This window comes from Streptomyces sp. NPDC028907, assembly GCF_055564995.1.
Window position 1 is genome coordinate 55,511 of record NZ_JBVHVE010000018.1, and the last position, 21,900, is coordinate 77,410.

At 71.1% G+C, this 21,900-nt stretch carries 14 protein-coding genes; 3 read left to right on the forward strand and 11 right to left on the reverse strand.

The window, feature by feature from the left end:
* The first annotated feature begins 114 nt into the window (after positions 1-114).
* Positions 115-1,791, forward strand: coding sequence for an ATP-binding protein (locus tag ACZ4UU_RS38695; protein ID WP_471908108.1), 1,677 nt, complete (start codon positions 115-117; stop codon positions 1,789-1,791).
* A complete protein-coding gene (locus tag ACZ4UU_RS38700; RefSeq protein ID WP_471908109.1) occupies positions 1,788-2,468 on the forward strand; it encodes a response regulator in 681 nt (226 codons plus the stop codon). Before ACZ4UU_RS38695 ends, ACZ4UU_RS38700 begins: the two co-directional genes overlap by 4 nt.
* A gap of 167 nt (positions 2,469-2,635) precedes the next feature.
* Here the strand turns inward: ACZ4UU_RS38700 and ACZ4UU_RS38705 are convergent, their stop codons facing one another.
* From ACZ4UU_RS38705 to ACZ4UU_RS38715, 3 genes are all read right to left on the reverse strand, one after another.
* On the reverse strand, positions 2,636-4,228 hold the full coding sequence (locus ACZ4UU_RS38705; protein WP_471908110.1) for a solute symporter family protein: 1,593 nt from the start codon (positions 4,226-4,228) through the stop codon (positions 2,636-2,638).
* A complete protein-coding gene (locus ACZ4UU_RS38710) occupies positions 4,225-4,647 on the reverse strand; it encodes a DUF485 domain-containing protein (RefSeq protein ID WP_471908111.1) in 423 nt (140 codons plus the stop codon). Before ACZ4UU_RS38710 ends, ACZ4UU_RS38705 begins: the two co-directional genes overlap by 4 nt.
* A 218-nt stretch (positions 4,648-4,865) precedes the next feature.
* Positions 4,866-6,989, reverse strand: coding sequence for a DNA gyrase/topoisomerase IV subunit B (locus ACZ4UU_RS38715; protein ID WP_471908112.1), 2,124 nt, complete (start codon positions 6,987-6,989; stop codon positions 4,866-4,868).
* A 446-nt stretch (positions 6,990-7,435) separates the two neighbouring features.
* On the opposite strand from ACZ4UU_RS38715, the gene ACZ4UU_RS38720 reads away from it, so the two are divergent.
* On the forward strand, positions 7,436-7,666 hold the full coding sequence (locus ACZ4UU_RS38720; RefSeq protein WP_266961483.1) for a DUF7455 domain-containing protein: 231 nt from the start codon (positions 7,436-7,438) through the stop codon (positions 7,664-7,666).
* Between the two features lie 111 nt (positions 7,667-7,777).
* On the opposite strand, the gene ACZ4UU_RS38725 is transcribed toward ACZ4UU_RS38720, so the two are convergent.
* From ACZ4UU_RS38725 to ACZ4UU_RS38760, 8 genes are all read right to left on the reverse strand, one after another.
* Entirely contained in the window at positions 7,778-8,635 is an 858-nt protein-coding gene (locus ACZ4UU_RS38725) for a serine protease (RefSeq protein WP_471908113.1), read from the reverse strand.
* Positions 8,636-8,768: 133 nt separating this feature from the next.
* On the reverse strand, positions 8,769-10,304 hold the full coding sequence (locus ACZ4UU_RS38730) for an RNA polymerase sigma factor (RefSeq protein ID WP_471908114.1): 1,536 nt from the start codon (positions 10,302-10,304) through the stop codon (positions 8,769-8,771).
* Between the two features lie 427 nt (positions 10,305-10,731).
* Positions 10,732-11,619: a FadR/GntR family transcriptional regulator gene (locus tag ACZ4UU_RS38735; RefSeq protein ID WP_471908115.1), complete on the reverse strand. Its 888-nt coding sequence runs from the start codon at positions 11,617-11,619 to the stop codon at positions 10,732-10,734.
* Between the two features lie 163 nt (positions 11,620-11,782).
* A complete protein-coding gene (locus ACZ4UU_RS38740; protein WP_471908116.1) occupies positions 11,783-13,810 on the reverse strand; it encodes an ABC transporter ATP-binding protein in 2,028 nt (675 codons plus the stop codon).
* 188 nt (positions 13,811-13,998) lie between these two features.
* Positions 13,999-14,757: an NUDIX hydrolase gene (locus tag ACZ4UU_RS38745; protein WP_062719454.1), complete on the reverse strand. Its 759-nt coding sequence runs from the start codon at positions 14,755-14,757 to the stop codon at positions 13,999-14,001.
* A 130-nt stretch (positions 14,758-14,887) separates the two neighbouring features.
* On the reverse strand, positions 14,888-16,804 hold the full coding sequence (locus ACZ4UU_RS38750; RefSeq protein WP_471908185.1) for a glycogen debranching N-terminal domain-containing protein: 1,917 nt from the start codon (positions 16,802-16,804) through the stop codon (positions 14,888-14,890).
* A 688-nt stretch (positions 16,805-17,492) separates the two neighbouring features.
* A complete protein-coding gene (locus tag ACZ4UU_RS38755) occupies positions 17,493-19,253 on the reverse strand; it encodes a DUF4192 domain-containing protein (RefSeq protein WP_471908117.1) in 1,761 nt (586 codons plus the stop codon).
* 237 nt (positions 19,254-19,490) lie between these two features.
* Positions 19,491-21,650: a RecQ family ATP-dependent DNA helicase gene (locus tag ACZ4UU_RS38760; RefSeq protein ID WP_471908118.1), complete on the reverse strand. Its 2,160-nt coding sequence runs from the start codon at positions 21,648-21,650 to the stop codon at positions 19,491-19,493.
* Between the last annotated feature and the right edge of the window lie 250 nt (positions 21,651-21,900).

Below are 21,900 nucleotides of genomic sequence, written 5' to 3' on the forward strand. Positions count from 1 at the left end.
TCAGGCGCACCGGATCCTTGATCCGGATGTTGATCATGACCGTCGACATTGATCAAGAGATCCACGCCACACCCCTCTACGGGACTTCCCGCACGTCCACGTACCGTCATGGGTATGAGCCCCACTCCCCCCGCCCGTCGCCTGCGCCTCGGTCTGCCCCGGCGGATGTTCGCGCAGGTGCTGCTGATGCAGGTGGCCATCGCCGCGGGAGTGGCGGTGCTCGCGACCGGGTTGTTCCTCGCTCCGCTCAGCGACCAGTTGGACGACCAGGCGATGCGCCGCGCGCTGTCGATCGCGCAGACCACCGCGGCCCAGCCGCAGATCGCCGCGGATCTCGCGCGCACTCCCGCGACGGTCGGCGGACCGGTCCAACGGGAGGCGGAACGTATCCGTAACGCCACCAAGGCCGAGTACATCGTGGTGATGGACCGGCGCGGGGTCCGCTGGTCCCACCCCACCCCCGGCGAGGTCGGCCGGACCGTCTCCACCGACCCGGGCCAGGCCCTCGCCGGGCACGAGGTCATGCAGATCGACAGCGGCACCCTGGGCCGCACCGCGCGCGGCAAGGTGCCCCTGCGCGACGCCGACGGCGACATCGTGGGCGCGGTCTCGGTCGGCATCGCCTACGACAGCGTGCGGGCCCGGTTGCTGCACACGATCCCCGAGCTCTTCGCGTACGCGGGCGGCGCCCTCGCGGTCGGCGCGCTGGCCGCCTGGCTGATCTCGCGCCGGGTCCATCGGCAGACCCGCGACCTGGCCTTCTCCGACATCTCGGCGTTGCTCGCGGAGCGCGAGGCGATGTTGCACGGCATCCGGGAGGGTGTCGTCGCGCTGGACCACATCGGCCGCATCCGCCTGCTCAACGACGAGGCGGCGCGGCTGCTCGGCATCGGCGACGAGGCCGTCGGCCGGTCCCTCGACGAGGCGCTCGGCGAGGGCCGTACGACCGATGTCCTGGCCGGTCGGGTCACCGGCACCGATCTGCTCACCGTCCGCGGTCAGCGTGTCCTGGTCACCAACCGCATGCCCACCGACGACGGCGGCGCCGTCGCCACTCTGCGTGACCGTACCGAACTGGAGCAGTTGGGCCGGGAGCTCGACTCGACGCGCGGCCTGATCGACGCCCTGCGCGCCCAGGACCACGAGCACGCCAACCGTATGCACACGCTGCTCGGGCTGCTGGAACTGGAGATGTACGACGACGCCGTGGAGTTCGTCGGCGAGGTGGTCGGCGACCATCGGGACACGGCGGAACAGGTCGCCGAGAAGATCCAGGACCCGCTGCTCGCCGCCCTGCTCGTCGGCAAGGCGACCGTGGCCGCCGAGCGCGGTGTCGTATTGCGCCTCGCGGACCGCACCGGGCTCCCGGACCGGCTGATCGACCCCAGGGGCCTCGTCACGATCGTCGGCAACCTGGTGGACAACGCCCTCGACGCCGCCGCGGGCACCGCGCACGCGCGCGTGGAGGTCGAACTGCGTGCGGAGGGGCGTACGGCGATCCTCAGGGTGCGCGACACGGGCCCGGGAATCCCCGAGGAGCAGCGCGAGTTGATCTTCACCGAGGGGTGGTCCACCAAGAAGCCGCCGGCGCACCGTGAACGCGGCATAGGGCTCTCCCTGGTGCGCAGGCTCGCCGAACGGCAGGGTGGCAGCGCGGCGGTGGGCGAGGCGGCCGGCGGAGGAGCGGAGTTCACCGTCGTCCTGCCCGAGGCACTGGCCGAGCCGGACCTGGAACCGGCCCTCGCCGTGCCGTCAGATGCGCAGACCGTCGCCGAGGAGGAGTCGCGATGATCGAGGTCCTGGTCGTGGACGACGACACGCGCGTGGCGCGCGTCAACTGCGCCTACGTCGAGAAGGTGCCGGGCTTCCACGTGGCCGGCGAGGCCCACAGCGCGGCCGAGGCGCTGCGCCAGGTGGAGGAGCTGCCCCGCGTGGATCTGGTCCTGATGGACCACTACCTGCCCGACGAGACGGGTCTGTCGGTCGTCCAGGAGATGCGTCGACGCGGCCACCAGACCGACGTGATCATGGTGACGGCGGCGCGCGACGTGACCACGGTCCAGGCGGCCATGCGGCACGGCGCGCTTCAGTACCTGGTCAAGCCGTTCGCCTTCGCGGGGTTGCGGGCCAAGCTGGAGGCATACGCGGAGCTGCGCCGCACCCTGGACGGCGGCGGCGAGGCCGAGCAGGCCGAGGTGGACCGCATCTTCGGCGCGCTGTCCGCGTCCTCGGAGCCCGACCTGCCCAAGGGCCACTCCCCCACCACCGCGGAACTCGTACGCCGCTCCCTGATGAACGCCGAAGGCCCCCTGTCGGCCCAGGAGATCGCCGAGCGCACCGGGGTGAGCCGCCAGACCGCCCAGCGCTACCTCAAGCTCCTGGAACGCACGGGACGGGCCCGGCTCACCCTCAAGTACGGGGACGCGGGCCGCCCGGAACACCGTTACGTGTGGGCGACCCGCGCCTGAGGCACGGTCCGTGGGGGCGGGGGAAGGGAACCGTGCCCTCCCTTTGATACGGACGCCGGGCGCCGAAATGTCAGCCGACCGCTCGACAGCGCACAGTGGCCTCCGCCATACGGCGACGAGGGCGGGACGGGGACGGCGACGGACGTACGACGACGATGGCACCGCCCCTAGACAGCCCCGGCCCCCGTCAGCGAACGCACCTCGGTCTCCGCGTGCTTGGCCTCGTCCGGAACCTCGGCCGAGGTGACGGTGCCGAGCCAGCCCGCGACGAAACCCAGCGGGATGGAGACGAGACCCGGGTTCTGGAGGGGGAAGTACTGGAAGTCGACGCCGGGGAGCAGTGATTCGGGGCTCCCCGACACCACCGGCGACAACAGCACCAGCACCACGGCTGGGATGAGGCCGCCGTACACGGCCCAAACGGCGCCCCGCGTGGTGAAGTCCCGCCAGAACAGCGAGTAGAGCAGCACCGGCACATTGGCGGACGCGGCGACGGCGAAGGCGAGGCCCACGAGGAAGGCGACATTGAGGTCGCGGGCCAGCAGTCCGAGGGCGATCGCGACGACGCCGATGCCGACCGCGGCTGCGCGCGCTACGGCCACCTCCCTGCGGGGCCGGGCGCGCCTGCGCCGCAGCGAGGCATACAGGTCGTGGGCCACGGAGGCCGAGGAGGAGAGCGTGATTCCGGCGACCACGGCGAGGATCGTGGCGAAGGCGACGGCGGCCACGACGGCGAACAGAACCGTTCCTCCGGTGGAGGCCGCGCCGCCGCCCAGGTCGAGTGCGAGCAGCGGGACGGCCGTGTTCCCGGCCGCGTTCGACCCGCGTACGGCTTCGGGTCCGACGATCGCGGCGGCGCCGAACCCCAGCACGATCGTCATCAGGTAGAACCCGCCGATGAGCCCGATCGCCCAGACCACCGAGCGCCGGGCCGCGCGGGCGGTGGGCACGGTGTAGAAGCGGGACAGGATGTGCGGCAGCCCTGCGGTGCCCAGGAGCAGCGCGAGCCCCAGGCTGATGAAGTCGAACCGGGACGTCCAGTCACCCCCGTACTTCAGTCCCGGCGCGAGGAACGCCTCACCGTGACCACTGCGCTCGGCCGCCGTGAGCAGCAGCCGGTCCAAGTCGCCGTGGAAGCGCACCAGGACGAGCGCGGTCAACGCGACGGTGCCGCCGAGCAGCAGTACCGACTTGACGATCTGGATCCAGGTGGTGGCCCGCATCCCTCCCCACGACACATAGATCACCATGAGCGCGCCGACGCCGATGACGGTCCACGCCCGCGCCGCCTCGCCCTCGCCCCCGAGCAGCAGCGCGACCAGGGTGCCCGCGCCCACCATCTGCGCCACCAGATACAGAACGGACACGGTGACCGAGGAAGTTCCCAGCGCGATCCGCACGGGGCGTTCCCTCATCCGCGCGGCGACGACGTCGGCGAGGGTGAACCGCCCGCAGTTGCGTACCAGTTCGGCGACGAGGAACAGCACCACCAGCCAGGCCACGAGGAAGCCCACCGAGTACAGCATTCCGTCGTAGCCGAAGAGGGCGATGAGCCCGGAGATACCGAGGAAGGAGGCGGCCGACATGTAGTCACCCGCGATGGCAAAACCATTCTCCATGGGCGTGAAGAGCCGACCGCCCGCGTAGAACTCCTCCGCCGAACCCTGCCGGTCGCGGCTCACCCATGTCGTGATCGCCAGCGTGATCGCGACGAACACGCTGAACAGAAGGAGCGCCAGGGTCTGATGGTCGTCCGTCACGAGGCACCGCCTCTGGTGACGCGCGTCAACTCCTGGGTGTCCCACCTGATTTCGAGCGCGGCGCGGTCCCGGCGCAGTCGCGCGTGGCGGGCGTAGGCCCAGGTGAGCAGGAAGGTGGTGAGGAACTGTCCGAGCCCCGCCACCATGGCCACGTTCACGGCACCCACCACGGGTCGGGCCATCAACTCCGGCGCGGTCGTGGCGGCCACCACGTACGCCACGTACCACGAGAGAAACCCCACGACCGCCGGCACCACGAACCTCCGGTACCGGCTGCGCACCTCCTGGAAGGCCGCACTGCGCTGTACCTCGAGGTACACGTCACCCGCGCGGGGCGGCGCGGCGTCGGGAGCGTCGGTGGCGTCCGCCTCCCCCCATCCGGAGGCGAGGGCGTCGTACCAGGGATCGTCTGAGTACATGCCCAAGCATGGACAGAACGGAAAGATCCCCGACCGGACTTCCCTCCGGGCTTCACCCCATCAGGTGAAGACCACCGCAGGCCGCCAACGGCGCATACGCTCCACCGGGGCCACCCGCACCCGACGACGAGAGCCGCACGGCGGTGCGGGTGGGTACCCGGATCAAGTGCCGAAGGCGAAGCCGAGGCCGAAAACACGGCCCAAGCCCAGCGCAGCGGCTACGCGTCGATACGCGACCGGTCCAACGTCGCCGCCGAGCTGGAGATGAACTCCTTGCGGGGCGCCACGTCGTTGCCCATCAGCAGGTCGAAGACCCGCTCGGCGGCCTCCAGGTCGGTGAGGCTGATCCGGCGCAGGGTCCGGTGCCGCGGATCCATCGTCGTCTCGGCCAGTTGGTCGGCGTCCATCTCACCGAGGCCCTTGTAGCGCTGGATGGAATCCTTGTAACGGATGCCCTTGCTCTGGAACTCCATGAGCTTGTCGCGCAGTTCACGGTCCGAGTACGTGTAGACGTACTTGTCCTGCCCCTTCTTGGGCTGGATCAGCTCGATGCGGTGCAGCGGCGGCACCGCGGCGAACACCCGGCCGGCCTCGATCATCGGCCGCATGTAGCGCTGGAACAGCGTCAGCAGCAGCGTCCGGATGTGGGAGCCGTCCACATCGGCGTCGGTCATCATGATGATCTTGCCGTAGCGCGCCGCGTCGATGTCGAAGGTCCGGCCGGAGCCCGCTCCTATGACCTGGATGATCGCGCCGCACTCGGCGTTCTTGAGCATGTCGGTGACGGACGACTTCTGGACGTTGAGGATCTTGCCGCGGATCGGCAGCAGCGCCTGGAACTCGGAGTTCCGGGCGAGCTTGGCGGTGCCGAGCGCGGAGTCTCCCTCGACGATGAACAGCTCACTGCGGTCGACGTCGTCGCTGCGGCAGTCGGCGAGCTTGGCGGGCAGCGACGAGGACTCCAGGGCGGTCTTCCGGCGCTGGGCGTCCTTGTGCTGGCGGGCCGCGATGCGCGTACGAGCGGCCGCGACGGCCTTCTCCATGACGACCCTGGCCTGGGCCGCGGCGTCCCGCTTCGTGGACGTCAGGAACGCCTTGAGCTCCCGGGAGATCACGGTGTTCACGATGCGCCGGGCCGCCGAGGTGCCCAGGACCTCCTTGGTCTGGCCCTCGAACTGCGGCTCGGCGAGGCGGACCGTGACGACCGCGGTGAGGCCCTCCAGGGCGTCGTCCTTGACGACGTCGTCCTCGGCGACGCGCAGCAGCTTCTTGGCGCGCAGCACCTCGTTCATCGTGCTGGTCACGGCCGTCTCGAAGCCCGCGACGTGGGTGCCGCCCTTGGGGGTGGCGATGATGTTCACGAACGACTTCAGAGTCGTGTCGTACCCCGTGCCCCATCGCATCGCGACATCGACGTCGAGTTCACGGGTGACCTGGGTGGGCGTCATCTGACCGTGCTCGTCCAGGACCGGGACGGTCTCCTTGAAGGTGCCCTGGCCGCCGAAGCGGAGGACGTCGCAGACCGGCTTGTCGGTGGCCAGGTACTCGCAGAACTCGCTGATGCCGCCGTCGAAGCGGAAGGACTCCTCGCCCTTGCTGCCGCCCTCGCCGAGACCGAACTCGTCGCGGACGACGATGGTCAGGCCGGGCACCAGGAACGCGGTCTGGCGGGCGCGCTGGTGGAGGTTCTCCAGGGAGAGCTTGGCGTCCTTGAGGAAGATCTGGCGGTCGGCCCAGTACCGCACGCGCGTGCCGTTGCGGGTCTTGGGGATCTTCTTGACCTTGCGCAGGCCGCTCTTGGCCTCGAACTTGGCGTTCGCCCCGTCGGCGGCGAAGGCTCCGGGCACGCCCCGCCGGAAGCTGATGGCGTGGGTGTGGCCGCCGCGGTCCACCTCGACGTCCAGCCGCGCGGACAGGGCGTTCACCACGGAGGCACCCACGCCGTGCAGACCGCCGGAGGCGGCGTACGAGCCGCCGCCGAACTTGCCGCCGGCGTGCAGCTTGGTCATGACGACCTCAACGCCGGACAGTCCGGTCTTGGGCTCGACGTCGACCGGGATGCCCCGGCCGTTGTCCCGGACCTCCACGGACCCGTCGTCGTGGAGGATCACCTCGATGTGGTCGCAGTACCCGCCGAGGGCCTCGTCGACGGAGTTGTCGATGATCTCCCACAGGCAGTGCATCAGACCGCGGCTGTCGGTCGACCCGATGTACATGCCCGGGCGCTTGCGTACGGCCTCGAGCCCCTCGAGGACGAGCAGGTGCCGCGCGGTGTAGTTGGAACCGTCCCGGTCTGCTCCTGCCAGCAGCGCTGTGGACGGCACGGACGTCTCGGCGGTCACGCGGTTCGCTCCTCGCTGAATTTCAGGTGGCGCCCTGTTGGGTAAGGGCTCGGCTTCGGTCGCCGTCAAGAGGGTACCGAGGCCTGGTAGAGCCGTTGTAACGCCACCCTCGTGCGGAACACAGACTAGTCCAGAGTCGCATGCATGTTCGATCCCTCGATGGGGTGAAGTACATATCACGTTCCCTTCCAGGCATGAACCATTTAGGCTCCGGGCACGTCCTCATGAACAAACCGGCAAGCCAGCCGGGAGGACCGACCTTGACCAACAGCGCGAAACCGTAAGCAAGACACCGACGCAATACGGCACATTCGCCGCCAAACCGGCAGCAGTCGGCCGCCCCCGAAAAAAATTTCTCTCTGGGTGAAGCCACGAGCGGGAACGTTTTGGGGCTGGTTGGATGTTGACCCTGGTACGACAGCTCGTCGAGCTAGAGAAGAGGCGACGTGACTACTGTTCTGACCCCCGCGAGCCCGCTGACGGCCGCTGACCGCTGCGACCGTTGCGGCGCCCAGGCGTACGTGCGCGTCGTCCTGCTGAGCGGCGGAGAACTGCTCTTCTGCGCCCACCACGGTCGCAAGTTCGAGCCGGAACTCAAGAAGATCGCCGCTGAGATACAGGACGAGACGGAGCGGCTGACGTCCGCTCCCGCATCGGCGTCCGAAGAAGAGCGCTGACACCTCGCACTAACGACGAGCCAGCTTCCGGCACAGGCCGGTCGACGGGCGGCCGCCCCTGAGAGCAGGGGCAGCCGCCCGCGCTCATACCCCGCGGGCCTTCAGCCTCCGTCAGCGGTCTGCACGGTGCCCACGCACCGCGGCCCGCCACCCCATGGTCCTGAGGATCTCGGACACCCGCGTGTAGACGCCGGGACTGCCCGCGCGCCCGCAGCCGGTGCCCCAGGACACAAGGCCGATCAGTCTCCCCCGAGCGACCAGGGGACCTCCGCTGTCGCCCTGACAGGCGTCCCGGCCTCCCTCCTGTTCCCCGGCGCAGACCATGCTGGCCGGCATGTACCTGCCTTCACCACCACCCGGATATGCCTGCCTGCACAGCGCGTCGGGCAGTACGTGCACGCGTGCCGCCCGCAGGCTGCGCGGGTAGTCACCGGCCCCCGTGACGTCCCCCCAGCCGTAGACCAGGGCGGGAGTGCCGGGCAGATAGGCGGGATCGCCGGCCCGCGCCATCGCGATGACCGCGCTCGCGGGAAGCGGCTGGGCGAGGGAGAGCACAGCGAAGTCCCCCGCGTTGGTGACACCGTCGTAGGCCGGGTTCACCCAGCTGCCGCGGACCCGGATCTCCTGGCCCCGGCCGGACAGCAGGTCCGTACGGCCCGTGATGACGCTGAGGTCGCGCACCTGTTGCGGCGCCGCCCCGAGGACCTCCTTGCTCAGGCAGTGGGCCGCGGTGAGCACCGTGGACCGGCTGACCGCCACACCGACGCAGAACTGACCGGCCCGCATACCCCCGAACCGGTCACGGCTGGCCAGTGCCACGGTCCATGGGCTGTCCGACACATCGACCGGGAACCCGCCGACGACGACGCTGTCGGCAGCCACCGGGGCGGCCGACGCCAACGGTATGGCAGCCGCCGCTGCCGCCAGGACCAGCGGCCGGGCCAGGGCCCGGACAAAAGGACGACGCATGCACGCTCCTCACTCTGGAGTGGTCATGGGACACCCAGAGTGATTCAGCCCACCGCGCCCCGCACCCGCGCGACAGCACGAAGGCCCGGTCCCCACTCGGGATACCGGGCCCTGTGTGTCGTACGGGTGCGACCTAGTCGAGGTAGTCGCGCAGCACCTGGGACCGCGACGGGTGGCGCAGCTTCGACATGGTCTTGGACTCGATCTGGCGGATGCGCTCACGCGTCACGCCGTACACCTTGCCGATCTCGTCGAGGGTCTTCGGCTGACCGTCGGTGAGACCGAAGCGCATCGAGACGACGCCCGCCTCGCGCTCGGACAGGGTGTCGAGGACCGAGTGCAGCTGCTCCTGCAGAAGCGTGAAGCTGACCGCGTCGGCCGGGACGACGGCCTCGGAGTCCTCGATGAGGTCACCGAACTCGCTGTCGCCGTCCTCGCCCAGCGGGGTGTGCAGGGAGATGGGCTCACGGCCGTACTTCTGGACCTCGATGACCTTCTCGGGGGTCATGTCGAGTTCCTTGGCCAGCTCCTCCGGGGTGGGCTCGCGGCCCAGGTCCTGGAGCATCTGGCGCTGCACGCGCGCGAGCTTGTTGATGACCTCGACCATGTGCACCGGGATACGGATGGTGCGGGCCTGGTCGGCCATGGCGCGGGTGATGGCCTGACGGATCCACCAGGTGGCGTACGTGGAGAACTTGTAGCCCTTGGTGTAGTCGAACTTCTCGACCGCGCGGATCAGACCGAGGTTGCCCTCCTGGATGAGGTCCAGGAAGAGCATGCCGCGGCCGGTGTAGCGCTTGGCCAGGGAGACCACCAGACGGAGGTTGGCCTCCAGCAGGTGGTTCTTGGCGCGGCGGCCGTCCTCGGCGATGATCTCCAGCTCGCGCTTGAGCTTGGGGGCGAGCTTGTCGGCGTTGGCCAGCTTGTCCTCGGCGAAGAGACCGGCCTCGATGCGCTTGGCGAGCTCGACCTCCTGCTCGGCGTTGAGCAGCGGGACCTTGCCGATCTGCTTGAGGTAGTCCTTGACCGGGTCGGCGGTGGCACCGGCGGCCGCGACCTGCTGCGCGGGGGCGTCGTCCTCGTCCTCGTCGGAGAGCACGAAGCCGGCGCTCTCGGCACCCTCGGGCTCCTCGGCGCCCTTGGGAGCGTCCTCGAGCACCTCGTCCTCGAGGATCTCGGCGTCGTCCTTCTTGGCGGTGGTCTTCTTGGCCGCCGTCTTCTTGGCGACGGTCTTCTTCGCGGCCGCCTTCTTGGCGGTCGTCGCCTTCTTTGCGGCGGCCTTCTTGGCGGGGGCGTCGTCCTCGACGGCGGAGTCGGCGACCGGCGCCGCAGGCGTGGCGGTGGCGGTGGCCTTCTTGGTGGTCACCGTCTTCGCCGCGACCGTCTTGGTGGCGGTGCGCTTGGCCGGACTCTTCGCTGCGACGCTCTTTCGTGTGCGCTTGGGCTCCGCGGCACTGACCATCAGCGTCACACCCTCTTCCTCGAGGATCTGGTTGAGGCTGCGCAGTACGTTCTTCCACTGAGTGGCCGGAATCTGGTCAGCTTCGAAGGCCCGACGCACATCGTCGCCGGCGATCTGCCCCTCAGCCTTTCCCCGCTCAATCAGAGCCATGACAGAGACGGACTCGGCGATCTCCGGCGGGAGCGTACGGGATGTGCTGGCCGACACGAACAACCTCTCGGAACGTTGAAAAACGGCTTCCGGCCCCGTCCACGGCGGACAGGAGCCGACCACCGGCCGGGGGATCGGGCCGACGGTGCGGGCGGGGGCCGGGAAGATGCACAGCGCCTTGAGCGGCGTCCGTATTCCCTCCTCGGCTGTCACCTCTTAGGTCATCGCGCTGTTTCCCCGAGCGTTACGCCCAATCTGCGTGGCCCGAGTCACATCCCGTAACCGATCAAAAGCAGGCAGACGCGGACAGAACGGGTCGCCCGCAGCTTGGACCAAGCACTGTACGGCTTTTTTCACGGCCTCGTCGCACCGTCGGACCCGCAGGATCCGTGATGGATCCTGCGGGTCCGACGGGAGAGGGCGCTCAGACCGGGTGCTGCCACAGGAGGGGGAGGCAGTCCCGGCCGCGCCCCCGGAGGCGCGGTCAGTGCTCGCGGGGGGCGGGCACCACGCGCTCGACCTCGGGATGGACGGTGAGCAGTTGACGCATTGCGGCTTCGGCGGCCGCGCCGTCGCCGGCGGCGAGGGCGTCGACGATCCTGCTGTGCTGCGCCAGCGACGTCTCGTTCGGCCGGTCACAGCCGGTCACAGGGCCGCCGGAGACCTGGAGGGCGGCCGAGACGATGCCCGAGAGGTGCTCCAGCATGCGGTTGCCGGCGACCTGGATGAGCAGCGAGTGGAACTCGGCGTCGGCACGGGAGAACGTGAGGACGTCGCCCTGTCCCATCGCGTGACTCATGATCTCGACCATGTCGCCGAGCCGCTGCTGGACGTCGTCGCGCCCGTGCCCGGCGGCGAGGCGCGCGGCCAGCGGCTCGATCGTCCAACGCAGCTCGCTCAGCTCCCGGCGCTGGTCGTCGCGCTGCGGCCCGAAGGCCCGCCACTCGATGATGTCCGGGTCGAGGAGGTTCCAGTCGCTGACGGGGCGCACGCGCGTGCCGACGTTCGGACGGGCGCTGACCAGGCCCTTGGCCTCCAGGACACGGAGCGACTCGCGGACGACGGTGCGGGAGACCTCGAAGCGCTGGCCGATCTCCTCGGGCACCAGCGGGCGGTCGGCGCCCAGGTCGCCCGAAACGATCATCTGGCCCAGCTGCTGGACGAGTTGGCCGTGCAGCCCGCGTCCGCGGCTGCCCGCGGCGCGGCGGCCCACACGGCCCAGTTCCGGCTCCGCGCCGTCCCAGGCAGGGGCTCCGACGCGGTCGGCGACGGTGGCCTCGGCGTAGGGGTAGCGGTCGAGATCGCCCGGGCCGGCAAGACCGGAGTCGGCGGCGCGGGCGGCGGTCATCATGGTGTGCGCAAGGGTACTCACGGATCCTTTGTCGGCGCCGTCCTCAACTCCCTTGAGGTCTTTGGTGAAAAGCACACGAAAGGGTGATCGCTCACCCCGTCGCAATTGACGCCTTATCGGAAAGAAATGGGCTTTCCCCGGGGAGTTGTGCGGACGGCAGGACCGGGAGCGGCGGGGACGGCTGTCATCTGACCCTGCTCCGCAGGGTAGTGAGGACATATGCGCAGAGCAGGGCGGTGAGCGACAACGTCAGGGCGCCGCCGACAGGTTGGGCGACCACGCGCGCGGCGGCTTCCAGATATCGCTCTCCCCCGAACGGCCACTGCGAGAGCAGCAGCTCCCGCAGCCGCAGCGGAAACCCGGCCGCCGTCCGCACAGACGGCCCTTCGAAGGCCTTCTGTACGAGTGGTACGACGACGACGGGTACGGCGACAACCGCGGCGAGCCCGGCCGTGGTGGACCGGAACAGACCCGCGGCAAGCACGCCGGCCCAGGCACAGCCGACCAGGAGCCCGATCCAACTCGCGCCCAGCCCGAGCCAGTCGGCGGGAACTTCCGCGAGCTCCGGTCCGTAGACGAGGTAGAGCACTTCGGTGTCGCAGCCCACGGTGAGGACGGCCAGCACCAGCGCGGTGGCGGAGGCGACGAGGAGTTTCGCGGCCAGCAGTCCCAGCCGGCGGGGGACGGTGCCGCGATCCGCGGCCAGGGCGGGGTGGCGGAACTCGTCGCCGAACGCGACCGCACCGAGCAGCCCGGCACCGAGCGCCGCGGGCGGCAGCGGCAGCTGCTGCGGCCAGGCCGCCATCAGGCGGTGCTGCGGCGTGTGCCCGACGCGTGCCAGCAGTACGGCGGTGAGGGCGGACACCACGAGTACGGCTGCACCGGTGGCGAAGCTCGCGCCGACACCGATGGCGCGACGGAGCTCGTAGCGCAGGGGGCGGAGGGGGCTGGGGGCGGGGCGGACGGAGATCGGGGGCGGGAGATCGGGAAGAGGGACGGCGGAAGAGCTCGACGAGCGCGAACCGGCCCCCGACGCGCGAGAGCCGCCCGTGGTCGCGTCGGTCGGGCGTGGACCGCCCGCCCGCGCCTGCGGAACCTCCGCCGACGCCTGCTGCCCTCCGGTGGCATCCCGCGCATCTGCCGGGGCCGGCTCTCGGCCCGGCGTCTGCGGCGCCTTGCTCGTGGCCGCGGGATCGTCGGTCGAGGTGGACCCTCCTTCCGGCACCGACGGCGTGGCTTTGCGCCCGCGGCCACCGGCGGTGGCCAACGCGGCACCGGGCGCCTGGGGCACCTCGCGGGCCCGTGGCTGCGCCGTGCGGGTGCCCGCCTCGGTCTCCGGCCCCATGTCCCCGATCTCGTCGGCGAGTTGATGCACGAGGATGCCATGACGAAACGCGGTCTCGCCGACGTCGGCACATGTACTGCCGTACACGGAGAGGCGGTTGCCGCTCTCGCGTACGACCTCGACGGAGCGGTGGGCGGCGCGCGCCTCCTTGGTGAGCAGGGCGGCGAGGCGCGAGGCATGCGGGGTGCGCACGGCGACGCGCGGGCGCAGCCGGGTACGGGCGAAGTCGGCGGCCTCCTGGTCGGCGATCAGCCTGCCGCGCTGAAGCGTGACGACCCGGTCGGCGGTGCGAGCGGCCTGCTTCGGGTCGGCCGTGGTCAGCAGTACCGTGCCGCCCTGGGCGGCGTGCGCGCGGAGCATGCCGTACAGCCAACGGCTCTCGCGGGCCGAGAGCCCGCCCGCGGGGTCGTCGAGCACGAGGGTGTGCGGGTCGGACAGCAGTGCGCAGGCAAGGCCGAGGCGGCGGTCCATGCCGCGCGAGAGGGTGCCCAGGCGTTCCTCGCGCAGGCTGACGAGTCCGACGACCTCCAGGACTTCGTCGGCGCGCCGGGCCGGCACGCCCGCGGCGGCGCAGAGCATGCGCAGGTGGCCGCGGACGGTGCGTGACGGGTGGCCGGGAAGGTCGCCGAGAAGCACGCCGACCTCGCGCGAGGGGTGGGCGATGCGGTGCAGGGGGCGGCCTCTGAAGTAGGTGATACCACGGCCGCGTTGGAGTTCGAGCATGAGTCTGAGCACCGTCGTCTTGCCCGCTCCCGACGCGCCGAGCAGCGCGGTGATGCGTCCGGCGCGCGCCTCGAAGGAGACGTCGTCGACGGCGGGGGGAAGCTCCTTGCGAGGGTCGCTGGTCAGTCCGATGGCCTGGATCACTCGCAGCAAGATAGCGCGCTATGTCCGTTTTTTCGGGTAGGGCAAGGCCCGCTGCAGCGGCTGGAATCGGTCCGGCGGGGTCCTGCGGCCTTCGTCCCGAGCACGGAGCGAGCATGAACTTGCGCCCCACTGAGCCCGGATCGGCATCGGTTCGCGTCCGGACCTGTGCCGCGGCCCGGCCCCTCGTGTCAGACCTCGGGGCGCAGCATCGGCGGGTTGAGCAGCGTGGCGCCGCCGGCCCGGAAGAGCTGGGCGGGGCGGCCACCCTGGCGAGTGGTGGTGCCGCCGGTGGGGACGAGGAAGCCCGGTGTACCCGTCACCTTGCGGTGGAAGTTGCGCGGGTCGAGCGCGACGCCCCACACCGCCTCGTAGACCCGGCGCAGCTCTCCGACGGTGAACTCGGTGGGGCAGAACGCCGTGGCCAGCGACGAGTACTCGATCTTGGAGCGGGCACGCTCCACCCCGTCGGCCAGGATCTGCGCGTGGTCGAAGGCGAGCGGCGCGACCGGTTCGCCGTCGCGGCCATAGCCGCCCTGCTTCAGGAGTTCGTCGACCGGCGCCCAGCGGGCGTTGCTGGCGTCGCCTCCGGCGCGAGGTGCCGGCAGATCAGGAGCCAGCGCCAAGTGGGCAACACTGACCACCCTCATCCGGGGATCCCGCTTGGGGTCACCGTAAGTCGCGAGCTGCTCCAGGTGAGCGCCGTTGTCCTGCGCGGGGACGGCGGGGTCGTGGGCACGCAGCCCCGTCTCCTCGGCCAACTCACGCGCTGCGGCCTGCGACAGGTCCTCGTCGGCCCGTACGAACCCACCGGGCAGTGCCCAGCGCCCCTGGAACGGCGGTTCGCCCCTGCGCACCGCCAGCGCGCACAGGGCGTGGCGGCGCACGGTCAGCACGACCAGGTCCACGGTGACGGCAAAGGGCGGAAAGGCTGACGGGTCGTAGGGCATGCCGCGATCATAGTCGTCTGCTTGACGATAAACACTCCCTTCGCCGGTCGCATCGATGGCTGATCCAATTCGGCCCGGTATGGGCCTGACCACCCCCGCGTGCGCTCGCACCCCAGGGCGTCGTACGAGGTCACGCTCGCAGTTGCAGCCCGTCGGCAGCCTCCTCGACCATGGCGAGTCCCAGCCGGCTGACCCGTACGGAGAAGGGTGCGCCGGCGACCCGGAGGCCCGTCAGGACGATCTCGCCGAGCGGTGCGCTGCGCACGGGGCGGAGCATGACCGTCCCCGCCGGAGCGTCCGGGCGGATACCCGCGAGCGTGGTCAACAGCAGCACTCCGGCTGCCGCCGCGGTGGCCGCGGGGCGGCAGGCCGCCGGATGCGGGAGGGGGGCGCCGCCGTCCCTGCGTCGCTCTCCCGCATACATGTCGGGCAGCCGGTGTCTGAACGCGGCCGCGGCCGCGAGTACGCCCCGCAGCAGTCCGCTCGCCTCCTTCTCGTAACCGGCCGTGGCCAGCCCCGCGACGGCGAGCGCGGTCTCGTGTACCCGAACGGCGCCACTGCGGTGCCCGAACGGGCTGTGCCCCGTCTCCTTCACACCCAGTCCACGAAGGCCCCAGCCCGAGTCCATGGCCGGGCCGCCGAACAGCCGGGCGAGCTGTTCGGTCTGCACCCTGTCGAGCAGGCCGGGCGCCTGTTCGCCCCCGCCCAGCAGACCGGTGTCGAGGAGGTGGACGGCGGCGGCGCCCAGATGCGGCACGACACGCCCGTCCGGGGCTCGGGCAGCCGCGGGCCGACCGCCGCTCAGGTCGTCGAGCCAGAACTCGGCGCGGAACGCCGTCCGCAGCGCCCCGGCCCACTGCCGCAGCCCCGCACCGCCCGGTCTGCCGCAGGCGTCGAGCAGATCGGCTCCGAGCAGCGCGGCGCGATGGGCGTGGGCCTGGGTCTCGCAGCGGACAGGGCCTCCGGGGTGCGGGTCGGGCAGGTAGGTTCCATCGCCCACCGTGGCCCGCAGCCAGGTCAGACAGCGCTCGGCAGCCGGGAGGAGTTCTTCGATCTCCGGTTCGGGCAGCCCCCAGCGTCGGGCCTCCGCGAGCAGGGCGGGGAAGAGCAGCGTGGCCTCCGTGCCCGTGCAGCCCGGTGGCAGATGCGTGCCTGCGTCCCGTATCGGCGCGGGGATCATGCCGGACTGCGTTCCCTGGAGCGGGAGTTGCGTGCGGGCGAGGGTGCGCAGCGTGCCTGCGGCGAGCCGGGTGCCCAGCGGCAGGGCCATGCGGGCCGCGGCGAGGGCCTCGGCCGGGGCCAGGCCGCAGCGCCACGGTGCCCCTGCGGCCAAGTGGACATCGGAGGGGTGGGCGGGGTCGCGCAACAGAAGGGCCTGGAGGTCCTCGATGCTCGTCCGCAACAACGCCTCCACCCCGGGATCGTCTCCGGCCGCCCGCGCCGTCGCCAGCGGGCTGGTCGCTGCTCGGCCTGCGGCGCGCACGGGGCCGGCTCCGTCCGGCAGCACCCTCAGCTCGATGCTCACGCTGCCGCTCGGAGGAAGCGCGAACACCCACCGCAGCAGCCCCGCGGAGGCCAGCGCGTCGGCGGGTGGCGGGTCGGCCGTCACAAGCGAGCTGCCCCTGGCGGACGACCAGCGCAGGCCGGAGTCGTGCACGGTGGCGGGGAGTTCCGGCCCGGGGCTGCCGCACGCGATGGCGCCGAGGTCGGCCAGGTCCGTGCCCAGGGCGACCTCGACCGGCAGGCGCAGGGGCCGGACCGCCGCGCTGTGCAGCGTGATCCGCTCGATGCCGTCCGCCTGGCGGGTTCGCTCGACGACGACGTCCGGGTCCGGGCCCGCCTGTGGGGAGCTGCGCAGCGTGCCCACGAAGCGGGCGCGGTCGGCCGCCGTCATCCTGGCCTGGACCGCGAGCGGTTCGCGTCCGGCCACACGGATCTGGCAGCGCGAGAGCACACGTCGGCCCGCGCGGTAGAACCCGTCGAGTCCCCGGCCGGTCAACTGCCCCTGGTCCGTGGAGATGGCGAGGCCCGGCAGGGCGACACAGATCAGCGCGTTGTGGCTGGGCGGCAGGTCGGCGAACCGCAGCGCGGTCGACGGCTGAGCCGACGAGGGGGTGTCCTGGGGCTGGGCGAAGCGCCGTGCAGGCTCGGCTGATGTCGGCGCTGCCGTGTGCGGGCTCGTGGGTGACGAGGGCGACGCCCGGCTCTGGTCCGTCGGCCGATTCGGCTGATCGGACCGGCGAGGAGCATCCTGCAGCGGCCTGGGAGCGTGCCGCCCCGCACCTCCCGTGGACGGCGGCAGCCCCGTGTCCAACCTCTGGGACGGGACCGACCCACCGGCTGTAGAGCGATCGTCGGTGGTCGGTGAGGTCTGAGTCTGCGGTGGCACCGGGGTCGGCTGTGGCATGGGGCGGCTTCCTCTGCGCTCTGTGCGCCTCGGGCGTGTGCGGCGCCGGCTGGGGCCCCGGGAGTGACCGGGGCGATGCGGCGGCACGGCCGGTTCAGGCGTTCCGCCACTCAGGTGAACGGGGAGGGATCCCACCAGGTCACGCCCGGGGCGTGGTAACCCCGGCGAAGGACCGCCCCTTTCAGCACGTCCGCCGGACTGGCAGAGGCAATGCGTGGCGGTGGCGCATGCGCGGTCGCTGCCGTGCCCTCCACGGCGCGGGTCACCGTGCCGCCCACCGGAGCTGTGCCCCCGACGGCACGAGGGGCCGCCGCTCTGCCGCGAGCGCTCACGCATCCCCCTCGCCCCCTGCGCCGGCAGGACGCGCGCTGTCCGGACGGGGCTCACTACGACGAACGGCGCCCTTCCTCGGCGTACGCGGAGCCGTGCCCCTCGAACCGCGGGGAACCGTGGCGCCCGGCCGCGGGGCAGCAGGGTGGGTCCTCGCTGCGGCACGGGGGCGGGGGATGCTCGACTTCTGCGCTCGCGCGGCAGCCCTCGCGGCCCGATGGTGACTGCCGGTCGAACGCCGGGGGTGCCGGGACGGGTGAGAATCACCGGCGGAGTTCATCGCGGACTTCACAGCTTCCTCCCGCAGCGGCTCTTCGACGCCCTCCGGCTTGCCATGAGGCCCGGCAGCCACCTCTTCAGGCCCCTGGCGTCCCTTGAGCTCCTGGCGCCCCTGAGATTCCTCGCGGCCCGCACGTCCCTCAGGCTCATGTCCCTCAGGCCACTGGCGTTCCTCTGGTCCCTCCCGTCCCTCGCGTTCCGAACGCAAGCAGCGGCGGATCGACTCGGGATCCAAGCCCTCGTTGCAGGCTTGGTGCAGTAGACGGGCGAAGAGGTAGTCGCGATCCGCGCCGAGTGCCATGGCAAGGGCTTCTCGGGCCTCCAGATCGTCGCCGGTGGACCAGGCGACCCAGCCGGCGAGGGTGAGGGGCGCCGCCGCGTGCTCGCTGTACGGACCGACACAGCGGCGGGCCAATGCCCGCCACAGCCGGAGGGCGGGGCCGGCCTCGTCGCCCTCCATCCACTCGGCCGCACGGTCACGGGTCGCACGGTCCTGCAGACCCAGAATCAGCCTCGCGGCCTCGTCATGCCCGAGTAGTTCGTCGTCCCGGAGATCCGACGTGAGCGTCCCGGAAAGGGGCGGCGCCACAGCGAACCGGCCCATGATTCGCTCGGCCAGTTCGAGTGTCTCCTGGGCCACACCTCCGCGGGTCGCGTCGTCGAGGATCCGGGAGACCAGCGCCAGGCCGGCCCTGTCCAGAGCGGTCTCCTGCTCCAGGGCGGCAGCGGTCTCAAGGGGCAGCAGCCTGGCACGCAACTCGCGCAGCGTGCCGCGTACCTGGACTCCGGCGTACGTGGCCGCTGCGGCCAGCACGGACGTTCCGGGCAGGCCCATGGGGCGGCCCTCGGGCGGGCAGCACTCGGCTCGATCGCAGCAGTACGACCAGAATCGACCGTCCGAAATGCAGAGCGCCTCGATCACCGGCACGTCCAGGCTGCCGCATGCGACACGCATCTTCTGGGCGAGCGGTCGCAGCCGTTCCATGACCTGTCGACCCGTCTCGCCCCTCGCCGGTTCCTGGCAGAGGAAAGCGACCATCTGCTCCGGCCGGGCTCCCCTGCGCTCGCTGCCCGTCACCAGCCCATGGGCCAGCTGCGTGGCAGCGGAGTCCCAGTCGTCCGCACTCGCGGGGATGCCGAGCCGGGCCCGGCCGCCGAACCTGCCGCGCCCCGCCCTGTCGTGCAGCGCGACGAGCACGATGCTGTCCTCGGGGCGGTATCCGAGGAGATAGGGCACAGCGTCGGCCAGTTCGGCCGGGGTGCGCAGGGTGACCTGGTGCTCGGGCAGGTGCGCTTCGTGCGGGGTGCAGTCGAGTTGGGCCACTTGCCGCGGGCGTCCGTGGTCTTCGTCGGGTCCGCCAGGCACGTCGTGCATCGCAGACGTGTCGTTCGGGTCCGTTGCTCCAGGAGCGAGGTGGGGCTCGCCGCCCGGATTGTCGTCGCGCTCAGGAGATCCGGTGGTGTCGCTGTGATTCGTCATGCGAAGACGATCTCCCGGATCACGAAGTTCCGCTTTGCCCTGTGGATAAGTCCGATCAGGGTCACGACAACGGGCCCACCATGGACAGTTGCGTCAGGTTCGACCGGCACCCCGCGCAACCCACCGGTCCCGTCCACTCACCCTTTCCAGCGCAAGTGGTGGCGAGCGTCCAGCCGCACACGTCAGCAAGCGAGTTCGGCCCCAGTCCTCATCTTTCGATGACACCTCTCTGCGAGGTCACCCCGCCGCAGCGAGAACCAACGGAAGAACTTCTCCACTGCCTGCCCGGCGAAGCAACCGGGCCGCGACGGCGAGGGTCCAGCCGGAGTCGGTGTAGTCGTCCACGAGCAGGACGGGTCCCGGGGAACTCGCCAGGGCACCGGCCAGTTCCTCGGAGACGGTGAACGCGCCGGACAGTGAGCGCAGGCGTTGGGCGGAGTTGCTCCGTCGTGCCGCGTGGGCTCCGCTCGGCCCCGTGTAGGTCAGGGTTCCCAGGTAGGGCAGGCGGCCGATGCCGGCGATGCCCTGGGCGAGGGAAGCGACCAGTTGCGGACGGGCCAGGGACGGTACGGCAACGACTCCCACCGGCCGGGCGGAGGCGTCCGGGACGTTCGGCGCCCAGCCGCCCGGTGAGCGCGACCAGTCGGCGAGCACCGCGACCGCGGCTTGAAGGACGTCGTCGGGGACCGGGATGTCGGTCGCGGTCTCGGCCAGCAGGGGGCGCAGGCGGTTGCCCCAGCCGATGTCCGACAGCCGTCCCAGGGCCCGCCCGGTGGAGCACTGCTCCTTCGCCGGGATACGTCCCTTGAGGTCGATGCCCAGGGCGGGCATCCCCGTCGGCCACATCCGGCGCGGCTCGACCTCCACGCCGGGGCGATCGAGCTCCTTCGCCGCCCCTGTCAACGCCTCCGCCGAGACGGACGACGCGATCCAGGTGCCCGCGCAGTTGTCACAGCGACCGCATGGGGCTGCCCCCTCGTCGTCCAGCTGCCGGCGCAGGAACTCCATCCGGCACCCGGACGTGCTCACGTACTCCCGCATGGCCTGCTGCTCGGCCGTCCGCTGCCGGGCCACCCATGCGTACCGCTCGGAGTCGTAGATCCACTCTTCGCCGGTGGAGATCCAGCCGCCCTTGACCCGCTTGACCGCCCCGTCCACGTCGAGGACCTTGAGCATGATCTCCAGCCGGGTCCGCCGAAGATCCACCGCCGCCTCCAGGGCGGGCGCGGACAACGGTCGTCCCGCGTCGGCCAGGGCCGAGAGCGTCTGCCTGACCTGCGCCTCGGGTGGGAAGGCCGTATCGGCGAAGTAGCGCCAGATGGCCTCGTCCTCCTTGCCGGGCAGCAACAGCACATCGGCGTGCTCGACACCGCGGCCGGCGCGACCGACCTGCTGGTAGTAGGCGATCGGCGAGGACGGCGAGCCAAGGTGCACCACGAAGCCCAGGTCCGGCTTGTCGAACCCCATGCCCAGCGCCGACGTGGCGACCAGCGCCTTGACCCGGTTCGCCAACAGGTCGGCCTCGGCCTGCAGCCGGTCGGCGTTCTCCGTGCGCCCCGTGTACGAGGCCACGTGGAAGCCGCGCTGCCGTAGGAAGGCGGTGGCCTCCTCGGCCGCGGCCACGGTGAGCGTGTAGATGATCCCGGAACCCTGCAACTCGTCCAGGTGCTCGGCCAGCCAGGCCAGACGGTGTGCGGCGTCCGGCAGCTGGACCACACCCAGCCGCAGGCTCTCCCGCTCCAGCGAACCGCGCAGCACCAGGGCCTCACCGGCGCCGGTGCCCAGTTGCTCGGCCACGTCCGCCGTCACGCGCGCGTTGGCGGTCGCCGTGGTCGCCAGCACCGGAACCCCGGGGGCCAGCGCAGCGAGCATCGCGCGGAGCCGGCGGTAGTCGGGCCGGAAATCATGGCCCCAGTCGGAGATGCAGTGTGCCTCGTCGACCACCAGTAGGCCCGTCGTGGCAGCGAGCTTGGGCAGCAACTGCTCGCGGAAATCAACGGAATTGAGGCGCTCCGGGCTCACGAGGAGAACGTCGGTCTCACCGCGCTCGACCTCCTCGTAGATCGTGTCCCACTCCTCGGGGTTGGCCGAGTTGATGGTCCGCGCCTGAATGCCGGCCCGGGCCGCCGACTCGACCTGGTTGCGCATCAGCGCCAGCAGCGGGGAGACGATCACCGTCGGGCCGGCGCCCCTTCGGCGCAGCAGGGCGGTGGCGACGAAGTACACCGCCGACTTGCCCCAGCCGGTGCGCTGCACCACCAGGGCGCGTCGGCGGTCCTCCACCAGAGCCGCCACGGCCTGCCACTGGTCCTCACGCAGCCGCGCCGAGCCCTCCTGGGCTCCGACGAGCTCGGCGAGGATGGCATCGGCTTCAGCGCGGAGCTCCAGATTGTTCATGCCTCCATGCAACCCGATGGCACTGACAATCAGCCACCTCACCCGGCCCGACCGGCGCTCCTGTGCCATCGACAGAGCGGGTGAGCAGCCACGACCTCCTGATGCGGGGCCGCCCCATGCATCGCACCGTGACGCACTGGGTAGGGATATAACCCGCGCACCACCAGATAACGGTCGGTGGCCCCAATTGCTCGTTGCCGCATTCAGGTTCGGCAGGAAGAATTGAAGTCCGCTCCCCGCACGGCTCGTC

Excerpts from the sequence above, each read along its gene's own strand:
- ACZ4UU_RS38695 (WP_471908108.1), top strand. The coding sequence starts at position 115 with ATGAGCCCCACTCCCCCCGCCCGTCGCCTGCGCCTCGGTCTGCCCCGG.
- ACZ4UU_RS38710 (WP_471908111.1), bottom strand. The coding sequence starts at position 4,647 with ATGTACTCAGACGATCCCTGGTACGACGCCCTCGCCTCCGGATGGGGG.
- ACZ4UU_RS38760 (WP_471908118.1), bottom strand. The coding sequence starts at position 21,650 with ATGAACAATCTGGAGCTCCGCGCTGAAGCCGATGCCATCCTCGCCGAG.
- ACZ4UU_RS38725 (WP_471908113.1), bottom strand. The coding sequence starts at position 8,635 with ATGCGTCGTCCTTTTGTCCGGGCCCTGGCCCGGCCGCTGGTCCTGGCG.
- ACZ4UU_RS38745 (WP_062719454.1), bottom strand. The coding sequence starts at position 14,757 with ATGCCCTACGACCCGTCAGCCTTTCCGCCCTTTGCCGTCACCGTGGAC.
- ACZ4UU_RS38700 (WP_471908109.1), top strand. The coding sequence starts at position 1,788 with ATGATCGAGGTCCTGGTCGTGGACGACGACACGCGCGTGGCGCGCGTC.
- ACZ4UU_RS38755 (WP_471908117.1), bottom strand. The coding sequence starts at position 19,253 with ATGACGAATCACAGCGACACCACCGGATCTCCTGAGCGCGACGACAAT.